Origin of the sequence: Levilactobacillus andaensis (assembly GCF_016861695.1) — a bacterium.
Lineage (GTDB): Bacteria > Bacillota > Bacilli > Lactobacillales > Lactobacillaceae > Levilactobacillus > Levilactobacillus andaensis.
The window spans coordinates 1-16,084 of record NZ_BOLP01000010.1 but is presented as its reverse complement, the minus strand read 5'-3'; the positions used below and the strand labels follow the sequence as shown (position 1 = coordinate 16,084).

General features: G+C 50.4%; 19 protein-coding genes. 17 read left to right on the top strand and 2 right to left on the bottom strand.

Going from position 1 to position 16,084, the window contains the following annotated elements; genetic code table 11:
* Nucleotides 1-45: 45 nt before the first annotated feature.
* The 15 genes from comGA to JUF10_RS08205 all read left to right on the top strand — a co-directional run bounded on the left by comGA (nt 46) and on the right by JUF10_RS08205 (nt 13,110).
* The gene (gene comGA / locus JUF10_RS08275) at nt 46-1,014 is read left to right on the top strand and encodes a competence type IV pilus ATPase ComGA (protein WP_203641732.1); all 969 of its coding nucleotides are present in this window, start codon (nt 46-48) and stop codon (nt 1,012-1,014) included.
* Nucleotides 950-1,999, top strand: coding sequence for a type II secretion system F family protein (locus JUF10_RS08270; RefSeq protein WP_236008194.1), 1,050 nt, complete (start codon nt 950-952; stop codon nt 1,997-1,999). The genes comGA and JUF10_RS08270 overlap by 65 nt, the downstream gene beginning before the upstream one ends.
* A complete protein-coding gene (locus JUF10_RS08265) occupies nt 1,999-2,322 on the top strand; it encodes a prepilin-type N-terminal cleavage/methylation domain-containing protein (protein WP_203641731.1) in 324 nt (107 codons plus the stop codon). Before JUF10_RS08270 ends, JUF10_RS08265 begins: the two co-directional genes overlap by 1 nt.
* A gap of 13 nt (nt 2,323-2,335) precedes the next feature.
* Nucleotides 2,336-2,776 (top strand): type II secretion system protein, encoded by a 441-nt coding sequence (locus JUF10_RS08260; RefSeq protein WP_236008193.1) that lies wholly within the window; start codon nt 2,336-2,338, stop codon nt 2,774-2,776.
* Nucleotides 2,727-2,933: a hypothetical protein gene (locus JUF10_RS08255; protein WP_203641729.1), complete on the top strand. Its 207-nt coding sequence runs from the start codon at nt 2,727-2,729 to the stop codon at nt 2,931-2,933. The genes JUF10_RS08260 and JUF10_RS08255 overlap by 50 nt, the downstream gene beginning before the upstream one ends.
* Complete coding sequence (locus JUF10_RS08250) at nt 2,930-3,400, top strand: type II secretion system protein (protein WP_203641728.1); 471 nt, start codon at nt 2,930-2,932, stop codon at nt 3,398-3,400. The genes JUF10_RS08255 and JUF10_RS08250 overlap by 4 nt, the downstream gene beginning before the upstream one ends.
* A 286-nt stretch (nt 3,401-3,686) precedes the next feature.
* Nucleotides 3,687-4,706 (top strand): class I SAM-dependent methyltransferase, encoded by a 1,020-nt coding sequence (locus JUF10_RS08245; protein WP_203641818.1) that lies wholly within the window; start codon nt 3,687-3,689, stop codon nt 4,704-4,706.
* Nucleotides 4,707-4,723: 17 nt separating this feature from the next.
* Entirely contained in the window at nt 4,724-5,920 is a 1,197-nt protein-coding gene (locus JUF10_RS08240; protein WP_203641727.1) for an acetate/propionate family kinase, read from the top strand.
* Nucleotides 5,921-6,147: 227 nt separating this feature from the next.
* Nucleotides 6,148-7,551 (top strand): amino acid permease, encoded by a 1,404-nt coding sequence (locus tag JUF10_RS08235; RefSeq protein WP_203641726.1) that lies wholly within the window; start codon nt 6,148-6,150, stop codon nt 7,549-7,551.
* 454 nt (nt 7,552-8,005) lie between these two features.
* Nucleotides 8,006-8,854: an aldo/keto reductase gene (locus JUF10_RS08230; RefSeq protein ID WP_203641725.1), complete on the top strand. Its 849-nt coding sequence runs from the start codon at nt 8,006-8,008 to the stop codon at nt 8,852-8,854.
* 12 nt (nt 8,855-8,866) lie between these two features.
* Entirely contained in the window at nt 8,867-9,475 is a 609-nt protein-coding gene (locus JUF10_RS08225; RefSeq protein ID WP_203641724.1) for a metallophosphoesterase family protein, read from the top strand.
* Nucleotides 9,476-9,537: 62 nt separating this feature from the next.
* Nucleotides 9,538-10,926 carry a bifunctional metallophosphatase/5'-nucleotidase gene (locus tag JUF10_RS08220; RefSeq protein WP_203641723.1) on the top strand — a complete coding sequence of 463 codons (1,389 nt, stop codon included), beginning with the start codon at nt 9,538-9,540 and terminating at the stop codon, nt 10,924-10,926.
* Nucleotides 10,927-10,931: 5 nt separating this feature from the next.
* Nucleotides 10,932-11,684, top strand: coding sequence for a YutD family protein (locus JUF10_RS08215; RefSeq protein WP_203641722.1), 753 nt, complete (start codon nt 10,932-10,934; stop codon nt 11,682-11,684).
* Between the two features lie 12 nt (nt 11,685-11,696).
* A complete protein-coding gene (locus JUF10_RS08210) occupies nt 11,697-12,488 on the top strand; it encodes a TIGR01457 family HAD-type hydrolase (RefSeq protein ID WP_203641721.1) in 792 nt (263 codons plus the stop codon).
* A complete protein-coding gene (locus tag JUF10_RS08205; RefSeq protein ID WP_203641720.1) occupies nt 12,481-13,110 on the top strand; it encodes a TIGR01906 family membrane protein in 630 nt (209 codons plus the stop codon). The genes JUF10_RS08210 and JUF10_RS08205 overlap by 8 nt, the downstream gene beginning before the upstream one ends.
* A 62-nt stretch (nt 13,111-13,172) precedes the next feature.
* On the opposite strand, the gene JUF10_RS08200 is transcribed toward JUF10_RS08205, so the two are convergent.
* The gene (locus JUF10_RS08200) at nt 13,173-13,841 is read right to left on the bottom strand and encodes a VTT domain-containing protein (RefSeq protein WP_203641719.1); all 669 of its coding nucleotides are present in this window, start codon (nt 13,839-13,841) and stop codon (nt 13,173-13,175) included.
* A gap of 114 nt (nt 13,842-13,955) precedes the next feature.
* The gene (locus JUF10_RS08195; RefSeq protein ID WP_203641718.1) at nt 13,956-14,465 is read right to left on the bottom strand and encodes a phosphatidylglycerophosphatase A family protein; all 510 of its coding nucleotides are present in this window, start codon (nt 14,463-14,465) and stop codon (nt 13,956-13,958) included.
* Nucleotides 14,466-14,593: 128 nt separating this feature from the next.
* Here JUF10_RS08195 and JUF10_RS08190 point away from each other — a divergent pair, with 128 nt between their 5' ends.
* Together JUF10_RS08190 and JUF10_RS08185 are read left to right on the top strand one after the other, a co-directional pair.
* Nucleotides 14,594-15,181 (top strand): peptidylprolyl isomerase, encoded by a 588-nt coding sequence (locus JUF10_RS08190; protein WP_203641717.1) that lies wholly within the window; start codon nt 14,594-14,596, stop codon nt 15,179-15,181.
* Nucleotides 15,182-15,212: 31 nt separating this feature from the next.
* Nucleotides 15,213-15,599: a CvfD/Ygs/GSP13 family RNA-binding post-transcriptional regulator gene (locus JUF10_RS08185; RefSeq protein WP_203641716.1), complete on the top strand. Its 387-nt coding sequence runs from the start codon at nt 15,213-15,215 to the stop codon at nt 15,597-15,599.
* The last annotated feature ends 485 nt before the right edge of the window (nt 15,600-16,084 follow it).

Sequence of the window (16,084 nt, the reverse complement as noted above, 5' to 3'; positions counted from 1 at the left end):
GTTCTTTTACGGAGTTAACTTAAAGCGACGAGGGAGGTAGCGAAGGTGATTAAACCATTTATTGAAAAATTATTAGCACAGGCGATTGGTCAGCAAGTCAGTGACATTTATGTGATTCCGCACCAAGCGGGGTATCAGATTCGTTTTCGGCGATTGCAGGTGGTATCCGTTTGGCAAACAATCCCGCTGGCAACGGGGCTGCAAGTGATGACCTACTTTAAATTTCATGCGGACATGGCCGTTAGTGAGAACCGACGGCCACAGGTGGGGGCATTGACTTGGACACATGAGCAGTTGCCAGTGGAGCTACGATTCTCCACGGTGGGCGACTATGCCGGGCAAGAATCCTTGGTGATTCGACTGATCTATCCGTATACGGCGACCCAGGCGGCCTATTTGGTGCCACAACAGGCAGTGACCTTGACCCAATTAGCAGGACAACGAGGCCTCATGGTGTTCGCGGGACCCACTGGAGCAGGCAAGACCACGACCATGTACGCCACGGCGAGTCGCTTAAGTACAACCGCTCTGGTTTTGGCGATTGAAGACCCGGTCGAAATTAAAGAATCGCGGTTCATTCAACTGCAGGTCAATCCGGCGGCGGGGATGACTTACGCCGACTTGATCAAGGTAGGGTTACGCCATCGGCCGGACGTCTTTATTATTGGCGAGATTCGCGACCAGGTGACGGCTCAGGCGGCTATTCGTGCGGCGTTAAGTGGTCATTTAGTCTTGACGACCGTTCATGCGCGGAGTGCCGCCGGAACGGTTGCACGATTGCTAGAATTGGGCGTTTCCCTGCAGCAGCTCCAGCAGGTGCTCACGGCGGCCTGCTATCAGCGACTGATTCCACGAGTCGCGCAGCCACCGGCCGTCTTATTGGATATTTTAACCGAAGAAACGATTTGGGACGCGGCCAGTCAGACAACGGAAGGGTGGCGACAAACTCTTGATCAAGCAGTTCATGCGGGAACGATTACAGCAGCAACGCGACAGTCTTTTCGGGCGGGATAGGTGGTCCTTGGCGCAACAGGCCCAGTTCTGCCGCCTCTTAGCGGATCAACTCCAGAGCGGTTTTTCGTTGAAACAGGCGGTGCATTTTATTTGTGTCGTAGGCAACAGTTTGCCAAATGAGGTGGTTGATTTGGAACGCCATTTGGCTGCGGGGGCGGACTTTGTCGGCTTAATGGCACCATATCTCCAGGCTAACGTCTACTTTCAACTGAAACTGATGACCAAATATGGTGAATTAACACCGGCCCTCGACCAAGCGGCGACATTGTTACAGTTGATGGCTACCCAGCGGCGCCGCCTTCACCAATTGCTAGTGTATCCGGTGGGCCTGCTTGCCAGCATGGCGTTGGTATTTGTGACGTTGCGGGTGGTGATCTTGCCACAGCTACAGCGAGAACTGGGCCATGGTGGCGGCCTGACCAGTGGCTGGCGGACCTATCTCATGGTCGGCGGCGCTCTACTAATGGGGCTGATTGGCACGTTGGGATGGCGCTGGTGGCACCGTCAATCGAGTTTATTACGCGCCAAATGGGTCTTGCATTGGCCGGTGGTGGGGCACCTTTTTCGGGCCTACTACGCGTATTATCTAACACTCAATTTAAGTCAGATGGTCCACAGTGGGCTCAGCGTAAAACAGATGCTGCAGGTGCTGGGTCAGTTGCCGGAGCAAGCGCTGCTGCATCAGTTAGCGGTGGTGCTGACTCAGCGCTTGTCGGCGGGTGATTCACCAATTGGTTGGTTACAAGGACAACCGTACATTCCCCCACAGGTCATTGTTTTCTTGCAAAAGGGGAGTACCACAACGCAATTGGCCAGGGAACTAACGGCGTATAGTCACTTGCAGTATCGGGAGTTGGTCCGCCGCAGTGAGCAGGGACTGGCGATCGTTCAGCCCGTGTTGTTGGGGGTCGTTGCCCTACTGATCGTAGGGGCTTATTTAAGTCTGTTATTACCGATGTATCAAAACCTACAGGGGGTCACATAATGCGTATACGCCAGGGATTCACGTTGATCGAAATGACAATCGTTCTATTCATTATTTCACTACTCGTGCTCATCATTTTGCCGAATTTGAATGGGCAACGCCAACGGGCCCAAGGGATTCATCGGGGGGCGATGACCACGGTCGTTCAGGGACAGGTCACGGCGTATATCGACGATTACGTTGCTGAAAATCACAAGACGCCAGAGGTGACCTACGCCAAGTTGACGGGGAAGTATCTGACCGCTGATCAGGTCAAGAGCGCTAAAGCAGAGGGACTAGTCATCGATAAGAATGAGGTGAGACAGGTCAAAGATGGGAAGTAGGCGAGGATTTACGTTGTACGAGACACTGCTCGTCCTAGTGATGGTGACCGGATTGACCGTTCTAGTGGGATTTAAATCGACGCAGCAACAGCGATTGACTGCCGAACGGACCTTTTGGCCAGTCTGGCAGCAGATGTGGACGGCTGGCCGTCAGTGGGCGATGAGCCATCATACAACGGTCAACGTCAGTCTTAACGCTCAGCAACACTTTGTGGCGCTATACCACAAGCATCAGCGGCTGAAATACCTAGAGATTCCGCAGTCATTGGAGCTAATTAGCATGAACGGCACGGGTGGTGATATTGATGCTGCGGGTGTCGCTCAGGGGCGAACGCTGGAATGGTATAGCCATATTAGTAAGCGGTGGACCTATCAGACATTTCAAATGGGGGGAGTGATCTTCAATGTTGAGGATGAACCGTTTCAACGACCGGTCTGGGTGGACGCTCCCTGATGCACTCATCGCCCTAAGCATTGTGGCGCTGACCGTGATCATGGTGCAGCAGGTCGTGATGACAGCCCAGACGCAAACGCAGCGCCAAACTCACGCGCTAATGGTCGCTCGTCGACAACATGACCGACTACTAGAACGCTGGTTAGAGCAGCAATGACCAGGCGGCAAGGATTTACGCTCATTGAGACGTTGTTCGCGCTGATGATCACAGCGGGGATGTTTTTACTGGTAACGGGGACCAGTCGAACGTTGATTCGTGGTGTGCAGCAAGATTCTTTGGCGTGGCTCCAGGCGGTCCAGGTATTGGAACGGCCGGGCAAGTATCAATTGGTCAGGACTGCGAGGGATGTTTTAGTTGTTAAGGATCATGATCGGCAAGGAAAGCAGCGGGAAATGAAAGTACTACTGGATAAGAAAGGCGTTTTAAAATTGACGGCGACGATACCAGGAAGCCATGCGGAACAGGAGGCTGCTGACATTCGGGGCTATTACCCACTACTCAGGCAGGTGACCGCGATTCATTGGCGAAATCTGGGTCACGGTGTCGTCAAACTCAGGCTCAAACAAGGGGATTTGCCATGGCGAGAAACGCTAGTCGACTTACGCGGCGTCAAGGGTTCTTGACCTTATGGGCCCTTTTATTTCTGACGAGCGTGAGTCTTTTATTGACCTTGATTTTGGTGGGACAAGCCGGGCAACAAGAGACCACAGCGGCATTGACCACCGAATATCGGGCCACAACGCGACAGATCAAAAGAGAAATTCGTGGGCGATACAAATGGTCTAGTTGGTGATTACCCTTAGAATTGGCCGGGGATTAACCATAAAGTTGCTTGAATAAGTCCATAAAAATCGGTAGTATAGATAGCGGATACAAGTACCATGGAATTTCACAAGGAGGCGAAGCGCGCTGTCACAAGAACAGACTGAAGCGCTATTTAAGGTCTTAGATGAGTCAACAACGACCTTACAAGCAGCGCTAAGTACATCTTACCTAGATGCGTTTATTGAGACTGGAGATAACTTGCTCAATGGTCAGGTCCAGGTGGAAGATGGTCGTCCCGACGACAAGGTCGTGGCCCAACTGACCGATTTGTATGCGCAAGTCGATTGGCAAAGTTTCGATGCCGAGACGGTGCGACGAGCAGTTCAATTAGTGATGCTCAAAGCGATTCGGGTCGACGAGATTCAAGCGAACCATCAGCTGACACCGGATACGATTGCTTACATCATGGGCTACTTGGTAACGCGGCTGGAAAAGGGCAAGTCCCATTTGACCTTATTGGATCTCACGGTAGGGACAGGGAACTTGCTAACGGCGGTGTTATCACAACTAAAGGAAGTCGTTGCTGGTAAGATTGATGCGTATGGGGTGGATAACGATGATACGATGTTAGCCATCGCCCAGACGTCAAGTGATCTGCAGCGGCTCCCCATCGAGCTAATTCATCAAGATGCTTTGGAACAGTTATTGGTGCCAGCGAGTGATTTGATCGTGGCGGACCTGCCAATTGGGTATTACCCGGTTGACGAGAATGCGGCCAACTATCAAACTCGTGCGGCTAGTGGTCATTCATTTGTCCATCACTTATTGCTGGAACAAGCCATGAACCAACTGACGCCCGGTGGTGTTGGGGTGTTCTTGGTACCTTCACAACTCTTTCAAACGGAAGAAGCGAAGGGCCTGTTGAAGTGGTTGCCCACCAACGCCTATTTCCAGGGCTTGTTGAACTTACCGAGTGAGCTTTTCATGAATGCCAACGCTCAAAAGGCCATTCTGATCTTACAGAAGCCGGGTGCGGGAGCTAAGCAAGTTGAACAAGTGATGTTGGGAGAGTTCCCTTCATTTAAGAATCAATCAGCGTTTCAAAAGTTTGTTGCGGAAATCGTCCAGTGGGAAGAACAGAACCTGCTGACGGACCGTGCATAAAAGGAGAAAAAAACCACATGGGAAAATCATTAGCAATTAACGCCGGTAGTTCTACGTTAAAGTTCAAGTTATTCCAAATGCCTGCAGAAGAGGTTATCGCCGAAGGGGCCATTGACCGAATCGGTTTGGGTAACTCATTGGTCGAAATCAAGTATAACAATGGCCAAAAGTACGAAACGCATGAAGACGTTAATGATCACAGTGCCGCTATCCAATTGATGTTGAACCAATTGACTGAGTTGAAGATCATCACGGACTTCAATGAAATCACTGGTATCGGTCACCGGGTCGTTGCCGGGGGTCAAGAATTTAAGGACTCCGCTATCATTGACGATGAAGTTCTCCAAAAAATCAAGGACTTATCCGAATACGCGCCATTACACAACCCAGCCGCTGCATTGGGTATCGAAGCATTCAAGAAGATTTTGCCTAACGTGTTGAGCGTGGCGGTCTTTGACACCTCCTTCCACACGTCCATGCCACAAGAAAACTACATGTACGCGATCCCTTACGAATACTACGAAAAGTATGGTGCTCGTAAGTATGGTGCCCATGGGACCAGCCACCGTTACGTCGCTGGCCGTGCCGCAGCTATGCTGGGCAAGCCATTGAAAGACTTGAAGCTGATCACGATGCACTTGGGTGCTGGTGGGTCGATTACTGCTATCAAGGACGGCAAATCATTTGACACGTCAATGGGCTTCACGCCACTGGCTGGTATCGAAATGGCCACTCGTTCTGGGGATATCGATGCGTCATTGGTCGCTTACCTGATGGAAAAACTTAACATCGACAAGCCTAATGACATGATCAACATCTTGAACAAGAAGTCCGGTTTGATTGGGGTTTCTGGTGTGTCTGCTGACATGCGTGACTTGGAAAAGGTCCAAGCTAAGAACCCACGGGCTAAGTTAGCACGAGACATGTTCATCAACCGGATCGTTCGTTACGTTGGTTCTTACCTGGCTGAATTGGGTGGCGCTGACGCCATCGTCTTCACTGCCGGTGTTGGTGAAAACGACATTATGATTCGTCAAGAAGTTGCTGACAAGCTGTCTTACTTCGGTATCGGTGTCGATCCTGAAAAGAACGACATTCGTGGGGTTGAACGTGATTTGAGTGTTGAAGGCTCAAAGATCAAGACCTTGTTGATTCCTACCGACGAAGAGTTAATGATTGTTCGGGACATCGAACGGTTACGTCAAGACAAGTAAAAATTCGTTTGCTGAAGCAGTCTCTGCCGCGAGTAGCGGGGGACTGCTTTTTTGCGGTCACTATGAGCATTCTTTAGTTGAATATATTTCATCTTATTTTTTAATAGGTGAATTAGATGTGACAACCGCGCTGATTCAAGCTGCTTAGTTTGGCGAACTAACCAGCGTTGGAACTAGCATTCCGGGACACGCCGAGTATAATGAATTTCAACAAAGGGGAGATTAACATGAAAGAAAGTCAACCAAATAACAACCAAGAATTATCCCGTGGGTTGAAGAGTCGCCACGTCCAGCTGATTGCGCTTGGGGGTACAATCGGGACGGGTCTCTTCTTAGGTGCCGGCCAATCGATTCATTTAGCGGGCCCATCTATTTTACTGGCTTACCTAATTACGGGCATCATGTGTTTCCTGCTTATGCGAGCACTGGGCGAACTATTACTGTCCGACCTGAATGCTCACTCTTACATTGAGTTTATTCAACGGTACTTGGGCGACAACATGAGCTTCGTTGCCGGCTGGACCTACTGGGTCTGCTGGATCACGATTGCCATGGCGGAAGTCACGGCGGCTGGTCAATACATGCAGTTCTGGTTCCCCCAGTTGCCACAATGGGTCACGGCACTAGTCCTGCTGGGTATTCTGCTCACACTGAACTCCGTGACGGTCAAGGCCTTCGGGGAAACCGAATTCTGGTTTGCTATTATTAAAATTTTGGCCATCATTGCCTTGATTTTAGCGGGGGCCTACATGGTGGTCGTGCACTTCCCAACGCCGGCTGGACATGCCAGCGTGACCAACTTAGCAAGTGGTGGTTTCTTTGCGAACGGCGCCAAGGGGTTCTTCCTGTCCTTCCAGATGGTTCTCTTTAGTTTCGTGGGGATCGAAATGGTGGGGATGACCGCATCCGAAACGGCCGATCCTAACAAGGTGATTCCTAAGGCCATCAACGAAATTCCTATGCGAATCATTCTATTTTACCTGGGGTCCTTGCTCGCCTTAATGTGCATTTACCCGTGGCAGGCCATTTCACCAACCAGCAGTCCCTTCGTTCAGGTCTTCAAGAACGTCGGCATTCAATCTGCGGCGGCTGTGATCAATTTCGTCGTCTTGACGGCGGCAGCCTCGGCCTGCAATAGCTCACTTTTCACCACAGGACGGATGCTGTTCTCCCTAACTTATGGGGGCGAAGGGCGATTCGCCAAGCACATGGGTAAATTATCCCGGGCTCAAGTTCCCGTTCCGGCATTGCGCTTCTCGACGGTGGTCATTGCCGTATCGGTCTTCTTAAACTTTATCATTCCGGGTCATGTGTTCGCGTTCGTTTCCAGTGTGGCCACGACCTGCTTCCTTTTCATCTGGGGCTTGATTGTGGTTGCTCACCTGAAATACAAGCGCCAACAGGCCACGTTACCAGATGCCACGGATCACGGGTTCCACATGCCGTTCTTCCCGCTGAGTGACTACACCATCCTACTGTTCTTGATCATGGTGGCTGCAGTCTTGCTGTTTAGAGTGGACACACTGATTGCCTTGATTGGGTCAGTGCTATGGCTAATCGCTTTAAGCACTGGCAAGTACTTGAAGGATCGTCGCACGGCAGCTGCCATCGGCTCCGAGAATCAGCGCTAGTCTAAATTGAAAATAATGAGGTGTCGGTCAGTGACGTAACATGAGTTATTGATGGGCACCTCTTTTTTGACCCTAATTTGAAGTTGAGCGATAGTTCCAGGTTGGCAGGTGGGCTTTCTATGGGACCATTCGTTAGTATTGATTGTGGAACGTATAGTTGGGCAGTCTATTTTTTAGTCGGTTGAACGGTATGCGATAGTTACAGCTAGCTAAGTCAAAAACTTACTGGAAGGGTGAAACTTCCCAAAATTGTTTTAGTGGGTTATGCGTAGTGAATTTACAAAAGGCCTGACTAGATTTGGGGAGTGAGACTAGTTTTCACACTTTGCTATAAAGAAAGCACAGTCGCAGTGCGACCATTTTTCACTGTCTTTGATCTAAATGACGTGATAACAGCGAAAGCGGGGCGGAAGTGCTACGATAAAGGTAACTAATTCAAACGGGGTGTTAAGTGATGAAACAAGTTAAAATTGCTGGTCAACAGGTCCCTGCTATGGGCATCGGCACCTGGCACATGGGCGAGCGGGCGGCCCAGAGAGAAACCGAAATTGCCGCGATTCAAGCTGGCATTTCCGCTGGTGCCCGGGTCGTGGATACGGCCGAAATGTACGGTTCCGGAAAATCCGAAAACCTAGTGGGCGAGGCGTTGACCCCCTTTAAGCGAGACGACATTTTTCTGATTTCTAAAGTTTTACCGGAAAATGCCTCGCAACGGCGCATGGAAGCCAGTCTGGATGCTAGTCTCCAGCGCTTACGAACGGACTACCTCGACCTTTACCTCTACCACTGGCGGGGCAATGTGCCACTAGCCGAAACGGTCACCGAGCTCCAGCGCTTACAGAAGACCGGTAAGATTCGGTCTTGGGGAATCTCTAATTTTGACATTGCCGATTTAGAAGAACTCTGGGCCTTACCCGGTGGTGACCAAGCCGTTGCCAACGAAGACCTTTACCACTTGGGTAGCCGGGGCTTAGATTATGCCGTCTTACCTTGGCAGCGGGAACATGACTTGCCACTGATTGCGTACTCGCCAATTGCTCAGGGAGATTCCTGGGGCCATCATTTGACCACGACCCCCATTGTTCAGCAGATTGCGCAGGCGCATCATGCCACCATCTACCAAGTCTTACTGGCATGGGTCATCCGTAACCCGCAAGTCTTGGCGATTCCCCAGACGAGTTCCGTGACGCACATGGAGCAAAATGTGGCCGCTGCGGACCTGACGTTGAGCGCTGCCGAGTTGGCCGCCTTAGACGCCGAGTTCCCGGCCCCCACAAGTAAACAACCACTCGATATCCTTTAAGGGGGAGTTCACATGCAATACTTTACCTCGGATACACACTTTTTCCACGCCGACCTATTAGGGGACAATGATTTTGCCCCAAGGCCCTTTGCTAATGTGGAAGAAATGAACCAAACAATTATTGATAACTGGAATGCTCGCGTGGCGCCAACCGACACCGTCTATCACCTGGGTGACATCGCACTGTACTTTACGAAGCCCGCCGTGAAATCCGATGAGGCGGTCGCCGACGTCTTGTCCCAGTTAAACGGCCATTTGGAGTTGATCAAAGGTAACCATGACAGTCGGGCACTCTTTAAGTACCTAGCCGCCCACAACCCCATCGATCACGGTCAGCCGAAGTTTGCCTTTCATGATGTGGGCGTGCTGATCAAGTACGACCATCGGCAGTATTACATGACGCATTACCCAATGATGATGGGAATTGTGAACCAGATCATCAACTTACACGGTCATATTCACCACTATGCAGTGCCGGTCAAAGAAAATATTAATGTCGGTGTCGACACGCCCGAACAACGGTATTTGGACGAACAAGTCCCATTTGGTACGCCATTTTCTACCAGTGAGATCGAACAAATGGTGACCGGCAAGGCGCAAGAGTTCCGCGACAAGCAATAGCGCTTGACCGTTTCTCCCCGATGCCGTAGGATTAAAATCAGTGTTAAGAGGAGAATGAGAACATGGAACGGATTACCATCTTGCATACGAACGACCTGCACTCACACTTTGAGAATTGGCCGCGCATTCGGCGTTATTTGGCGACGAGTAAGGCCCAAGCGCAGGCGGCGGGCCACACGGTGTTCACCTTTGACCTCGGTGACCACGTGGATCGGGTCCATCCCGTGAGTGAAGCGACGAACGGGCAGAAAAACGTGGAGTTGATGAACCAGATCGGTTATGATGCGGTCACTATCGGTAATAATGAAGGCCTCGGTTTTATGCGGGCCCAGTTGGATCATCTGTATGACCACGCCAACTTTCCGGTGATTGTCGGGAATATTCTTACCGAGGATACTCGCGAGCAGCCTAAGTGGGCACTTGATCACGAGTTGTTCACGACCAAGGCCGGGACGAAATTGCTCGTGCTAGGATTGACCGCGCCGTACAAGTTGACCTATCCGTTAGCAGGGTGGGAACCGATCGGCGTGAATCAGGCGCTCAGTGACCTGCTAGCGAAGTATGCCGAGGAAGCCGACGCCTGTGTTCTGCTGTCTCATTTGGGATTGGACGTTGACCGGCAGATTGCTAAGCGGTTTCCGCAGGTGACAGTCATCATTGGTAGTCACACCCACCATTTATTGCCCCACGGTGAGCAGGACCAGCACAGTCTGCTGGCCGCCGCTGGAAAATTTGGGCGTTACGTGGGAAAAATTGAACTGACCGTGACGGCGGACCATACTGTCGAATCGGCCACGGCTGGTGTTGTGGAAACGGCGACCTTGCCGGAACAACCCGAAGACCAGGCCGAAATCGATGGCCTGCAAACACTTGGTGAATCCATCTTATCCGAACAACGGGTAGCGGATCTTCCCGTGGCAATGGAGGCGGACCCCATCGGCCAACCCCGGTTGGTACGCGAGGGCTTGCACGCCATTGCGGAGTATGCGGGAACCCAGGCCGCGGTGTTAAACGCCGGCTTGTTTCTCGAAGACCTGCCTCGTGGCGTGGTCAATCAGCGGCAATTACACGACCTTTTACCCCACAACATGCACGTCATGACGGTCACCCTAAACGGCTATGACCTGTGGCGGTTGGTCCAGGAGTTCGAACTCATGCGGCTCTTCTTGCGGCGCTTTCCGCAAAAGGGGATGGGCTTCCGGGGAAAGATCTTTGGGGAATTGAACTATCTGGGCATTGCCTATGATGCCCAGACGCATCAAGTCACTTGGCGGGGTGAGCCACTTTCACCTAACCGGCAGTATAAGTTGGCCGTGTTGGACCATTATTTGTTCATTCCCTTCTTCCCGACCATCTCCATCGTGGGAGAAAATCATATTTTATATCAAGACCTCTTGCGGGAAGTGTTTGCCAAGTATTTGGCACGCCACTATCCGTTAGCTGACAAGTAGAAAGGATGACGACGGTGGATCGCAAAGATTTAGAAGCCTTAGTTGCTGAACAACGAGAAAACCGAGAACCAGCCGCCGAAGTAGTTCGGGTGGATGAAACGCATCTGACCATCAATGGCCATCCCTATGAGGTGGTCACGAACGTCCGTGATGGCTTTGATTTTGCCGAATTTTCGCGGCGCTTCAGTACGATTTTAAGTAAATTTGATTACATTGTGGGTGACTGGGGATTCGAACAGTTACGTCTCAAGGGATTTTACGCGGAGGACCGGGCGGGAGCTAAGCAAAACCAGATTGATTCGGTGCAGGATTATCTGTATGAATCGTGTAACTTTGGTTGTGCTTATTTTATCCTGCACAATTTAGACGTCAAAACGGCGCCGAAACCTCGGCGGAGTCGACGTCGGCGCAAGCCAGCAGAAAATGTGGCGTCACACGCGGCAACGACCCAACCGGTTACCGCTAAGGCGACAGGGGCCAAGTCGACCGCTAAAGCACCAGTCGCCGCTACGCATGAAAAATCGCCACAGACAGCGCAGCATGCGACTAACAACAGCAATAATAACAACAGCAATAATAACAATAACAGTCAACATCGACGTCGGCGGCGTTCCCGTCACCGGAATACGAGCCATCCGTATACCGAAGAACGGCGAACAACGGTGAAGCCAGCGCAACAGACCACGAAGACCGTGACGGTTGCTTCCGGTGGTCAGGGTCGGCGTCACTTTACCATTCGGCAGAAAAAAGAAGATTAGGGAGAGTTTGCGGTGAAAGATTATCAGGCCTATTTGATTGACTTGGACGGAACGGTTTACGCGGGATCGAAGCGTTACCCGGCAGCGAAACGGTTCATTGAACGCCTCCAGGCAACCGGTACGGCGTTTAAATTTGTGACGAATAATACGACGAAGCTGCCCGTAGACGTGGTCGCTAATCTAGCGAATAATCACGACATTCATGTGACGACCGATAATGTCTACACGGCGGGGCTCGCGACGGCCGACTTCTTGGACCAGCACGCGGGTGATGGCGAACGCACCGTCTACGTTGTCGGTGAAATCGGCTTGCGACAAGCGTTGACGGCCAAGGGATTTACGGTCGACGAAGAACATCCGCGTTACGTGGTCGTGGGCTTGGATAGCGATGTGACCTATGAGAAGTTTGCCAAGGCCATTCTGGCGATTCGTAGTGGGTCAACGTTTATTGGGACGAATTCGGATTCAAATATTCCGAAGGCCCGGGGACTGATGCCGGGGGCCGGGGCCTTAGTGGACCTTGTCCGTTACGCGACACAGACCGCACCGATCTTTGTGGGTAAGCCAGAACCGATCATCTTACAGAACTCGTTGACCCAATTGGGAATTGCCCCAGAGAATGCGCTGATGGTGGGGGATAACTACCAGACGGACATTCTTGCGGGAATTCACGCTGGTGTGGATACTTTGCTGGTTTATACCGGGGTCTCCACCCCCGAACAGGTCGCCCAAGAGAAGATTCAGCCAACGTATACGATTCCTTCGCTGGATCAATGGGACTTAGAGGTGGGGCCGCGTGAGTAGGTTAAATCGCTGGGGCGGGGTGACCGTCCTGATGTTAGCGTTGATTACCGTGAGTATCACGTTGACCATCAATGCCGTTTGGCTATACCGGCTAGACATCCATTGGCTAGGAATCACGCATCTGGTGCAGATGACGCCCAACCGCATCATGCATAATTATTACCAGATGTTGGGCTATCTCGAATTACCATGGATCACCAACCTCAATATGAGTGATTTTCCCACGTCATATACGGGGATGATTCATTTTGCGGACGTGAAACGCCTATTCCTACTAAATAATGTCGTTTTACTGGTGACGGTGATTCCGGCTGGACTGTATCTGCGTCAACTCCACCAGCGTGCGGAGCAGTGGCGCCTGATGCGCTCGGCACAGATTGCTGCGGTGGTCCCGCTGGTGCTGGCAGCGATGATGGCGGTCAACTTCAACGGCTTCTTTGTGGCCTTTCACAAGGTCCTTTTCCGGAACAACGATTGGTTATTTGATCCGGACTTAGACCCGATCATTACGGCATTACCGGACGTCTTTTTCCTTCACTGTTTCATTTTAGCCTTTGCGCTATTTGAAATCGGTGTGGGTATCCTGTATTGGCGGGGCAAACGTGCCATTAAAAATGCATAAAAAATAGGCAGCATCGTCGCAAATTACTGACGATGCTGCCTGTTTACATGTCTGAGGTGAAGTTAGTCATCTTCTGGGACGCGGTTAGGCGCTTGCGGATGACGACGGCCCTTTAACCAACCAACGATGGCTGGAATCAAGGAAATGACGATGATTCCCAGCACAACGGCGGAAAAGTGGGCTTTGACAAAGGGGATGTTACCGAAGAAGTAGCCCCCGCCACTGCAGATGAAGACCCAAGTGATCGCGGCGCTGGCGTTGTAAGCGATGAAACGCCGGTAGGGGAATTGTGATCCCGCAGCGGTAAAGGGAACGAATGTCCGAATGATGGGCATGAAACGACCTAAGAAGATGGCTAATGGTCCGTGTTTACGGAAGAATTTTTCGGACTGGGCGAGTTTATCCTTATTGATCAGTCGACCAAACCAAGAATGGTTAGATAACGCCGCGCCAGCCTTTCCTCCCAAATAGAAGTTCAAGGAGTCGCCGGCAATGGCTGCAAACAAGAAGAGACCACTAAAAATCCAAATGTTCAGCCCGTATGCCGGGTTGGCGGCTAATGCGGCCGCAGCGAACAGTAGTGAGTCACCGGGTAGAAACGGTAGAATCACAGCACCCGTCTCAACGAAGACGATGGCAAAGAGAATCAGGTAGGTCGAATTGCCAAAGGTGTTGACGATGTTGACCAGGTGATCATCGATGTGTAAGACGAAATCGATTAGGTATCCCATTAAGTTACTCCTTATAAATTAAACTGAATTAAGCGAATCTGACTGTACCCACATTGTAGTAAGTTTTTATCCCGCCGTCAGCAGGTACAGTGAAACTTAAGAAAAACATGACGTTTATTGGAAAGGCGTGTCCTGTTCACCGCGGTCATCGTGGGCGAGACGGGCAGCTGCTGCGGCTGCCACGGCACCAACTAGGTCATCGAGGAAGGTGTGGATGATACCAGGCTCATGGGCATTAAGGTGGGCTAAGATGCCGGGTTTGACGCGGTCGATGTAGCCGTAGTTGGTAAAACCGATCGAACCGTAGATGTCGACGATGGAAAGCGCCATGGTCTCATCTACGCCATAGAGGCCTTCATCACGTTCGACGATGGTTTGCAGTGGCTCAAGTAGCTCGTGTCTTTCGGCGGCAATGTCGAGTTGAATACCAGTAATAATGGCATTCTGAACTTCTCGTTTCCGAAGGACGTTTTGGACGCTGTCTTCGGCCTCGGCTAACGTGAGGTCGTGAATATAGTCTTTTTGTAAGAAGATGACGAGTTCGGCGATGGCGTCTAAGGAAACGCCCCGTTGCTTAAGCAGGTCAACGGTCCGTTCGTTTAAGGCGGTAGTTGGTTTAGTCATAAATAGGTTCCTCCATCAAAAATAAGTGTTATCTACTAGTATAGCACCGATGCCGTGAGTTGCATTTTTTCTTAATGGCGGTGATAATAGTAGAGACAGAAAGTGTTTAAAAGATATGGAGGATAATTATGACAAAGTTTCCACAAATTGATTTGGCTAACGCCAGGGGTCCGCAAGTAACGATTGAAACGTCCATGGGAACCATTCAGCTGCAGCTCTTCCCCGAGCAAGCACCAAAGACAGTTGAAAACTTTGTGACTCATGCAAAGGCAGGCTACTACGATGGCCTGACCTTTCACCGGGTCATTCCAAACTTTATGATTCAGGGTGGCGATCCTACCGGTACCGGTATGGGTGGCGAGAGCATCTGGGGTCAACCGTTTGAGGATGAATTTTCGCAAGAGTTATACAACCTGCGGGGGGCCGTTTCGATGGCTAACGCTGGTCCTAACACAAATGGTAGTCAATTCTTTATCGTCCAAGACAAAGATATGACCGACCAAATGCAGGCACAAATGAAGGACGCCGGGTTCCCCGAAGAAATCGTTGATGCTTACAAAGATGGTGGTACACCATGGCTGGACTTCCGGCACACGGTATTTGGTCAAGTCATCAAGGGGATGGACATTGTTGATGCCATTGCCAAGGTGAAGACTGATGCTAGCGACCAACCAGCAACACCAGTTACAATGGATAAAGTTACGGTTACTGAATAAGAACGATTCTTTATAGAAGGAAGGTGAACGCATGGCATTTGCAATCGGCCAGCGGGTCACGGGACGTATTACCGGGATTCAACCATACGGCGCATTTGTGAGCTTAGGCGGTCACCGGCAAGGTCTCATTCATATTTCAGAGTGCCATTGTGGTTATGTTAAAGATATTCATGACTACCTTAAGGTTAATCAAGAGGTCAATGTCGTTGTTTTAGACGTTGATGAGTATACAGGGAAAATTAGTTTGTCGATTCGGTGCTTAGAGCACGTGGAACATGGCACTGAGTTGAGCGAACATCAACATCGGCATTACTGGACCAATCATCGGGTCAACATTGGGTTCAAACCAATTGCTGATCGCTTGGAAGGCTGGAAGGCTGAAGCACTACGACAGTTAGAGCAATCAGAGACATCCTAATGGGGTGTCTTTTTTGTTTGTCATGGCCGCGGGTAGGGGAGGCTGGATACTGTTAAATTGGCGTTTTAATAAGCAGTGACACCAAGTTTTGATTTTTAGTGAATTTTATTGCAGATTTTGCTTGACCTGTTCATGGAATATTGATAAGATATTCTCTGTTGCCGTTACGACAACTCGAATGCATAAAAATTAGATTTATGGATAGCCATACAAATTGAAATTTGTGCTTGACGAGCTAAACAGCAACTGATACAATGATTTATGTTGTCTGTTACCGACATCGACGAAATTGATTGCTTCCTGAATATTGAATATATATTCAAAAGAAATTAAAAAAGTTGTTGACAAGGTTTTGACGACATGATATACTTTAAAAGTTGTCACGGAGCAATTGCTTCTCTGACAACTTGGTAGACCTTTGAAAACTGAACATTGTTTCGACAAACCAAATATGTGTAGGGCGGTTTGATACTTGGTATCAAACC

Excerpts from the sequence above, each read along its gene's own strand:
- JUF10_RS08265 (WP_203641731.1), top strand. The coding sequence starts at position 1,999 with ATGCGTATACGCCAGGGATTCACGTTGATCGAAATGACAATCGTTCTA.
- JUF10_RS08255 (WP_203641729.1), top strand. The coding sequence starts at position 2,727 with ATGTTGAGGATGAACCGTTTCAACGACCGGTCTGGGTGGACGCTCCCT.
- JUF10_RS08250 (WP_203641728.1), top strand. The coding sequence starts at position 2,930 with ATGACCAGGCGGCAAGGATTTACGCTCATTGAGACGTTGTTCGCGCTG.
- JUF10_RS08240 (WP_203641727.1), top strand. The coding sequence starts at position 4,724 with ATGGGAAAATCATTAGCAATTAACGCCGGTAGTTCTACGTTAAAGTTC.
- JUF10_RS08235 (WP_203641726.1), top strand. The coding sequence starts at position 6,148 with ATGAAAGAAAGTCAACCAAATAACAACCAAGAATTATCCCGTGGGTTG.
- JUF10_RS08230 (WP_203641725.1), top strand. The coding sequence starts at position 8,006 with ATGAAACAAGTTAAAATTGCTGGTCAACAGGTCCCTGCTATGGGCATC.
- JUF10_RS08225 (WP_203641724.1), top strand. The coding sequence starts at position 8,867 with ATGCAATACTTTACCTCGGATACACACTTTTTCCACGCCGACCTATTA.
- JUF10_RS08220 (WP_203641723.1), top strand. The coding sequence starts at position 9,538 with ATGGAACGGATTACCATCTTGCATACGAACGACCTGCACTCACACTTT.
- JUF10_RS08215 (WP_203641722.1), top strand. The coding sequence starts at position 10,932 with ATGACGACGGTGGATCGCAAAGATTTAGAAGCCTTAGTTGCTGAACAA.
- JUF10_RS08200 (WP_203641719.1), bottom strand. The coding sequence starts at position 13,841 with ATGGGATACCTAATCGATTTCGTCTTACACATCGATGATCACCTGGTC.
- JUF10_RS08195 (WP_203641718.1), bottom strand. The coding sequence starts at position 14,465 with ATGACTAAACCAACTACCGCCTTAAACGAACGGACCGTTGACCTGCTT.
- JUF10_RS08190 (WP_203641717.1), top strand. The coding sequence starts at position 14,594 with ATGACAAAGTTTCCACAAATTGATTTGGCTAACGCCAGGGGTCCGCAA.
- JUF10_RS08185 (WP_203641716.1), top strand. The coding sequence starts at position 15,213 with ATGGCATTTGCAATCGGCCAGCGGGTCACGGGACGTATTACCGGGATT.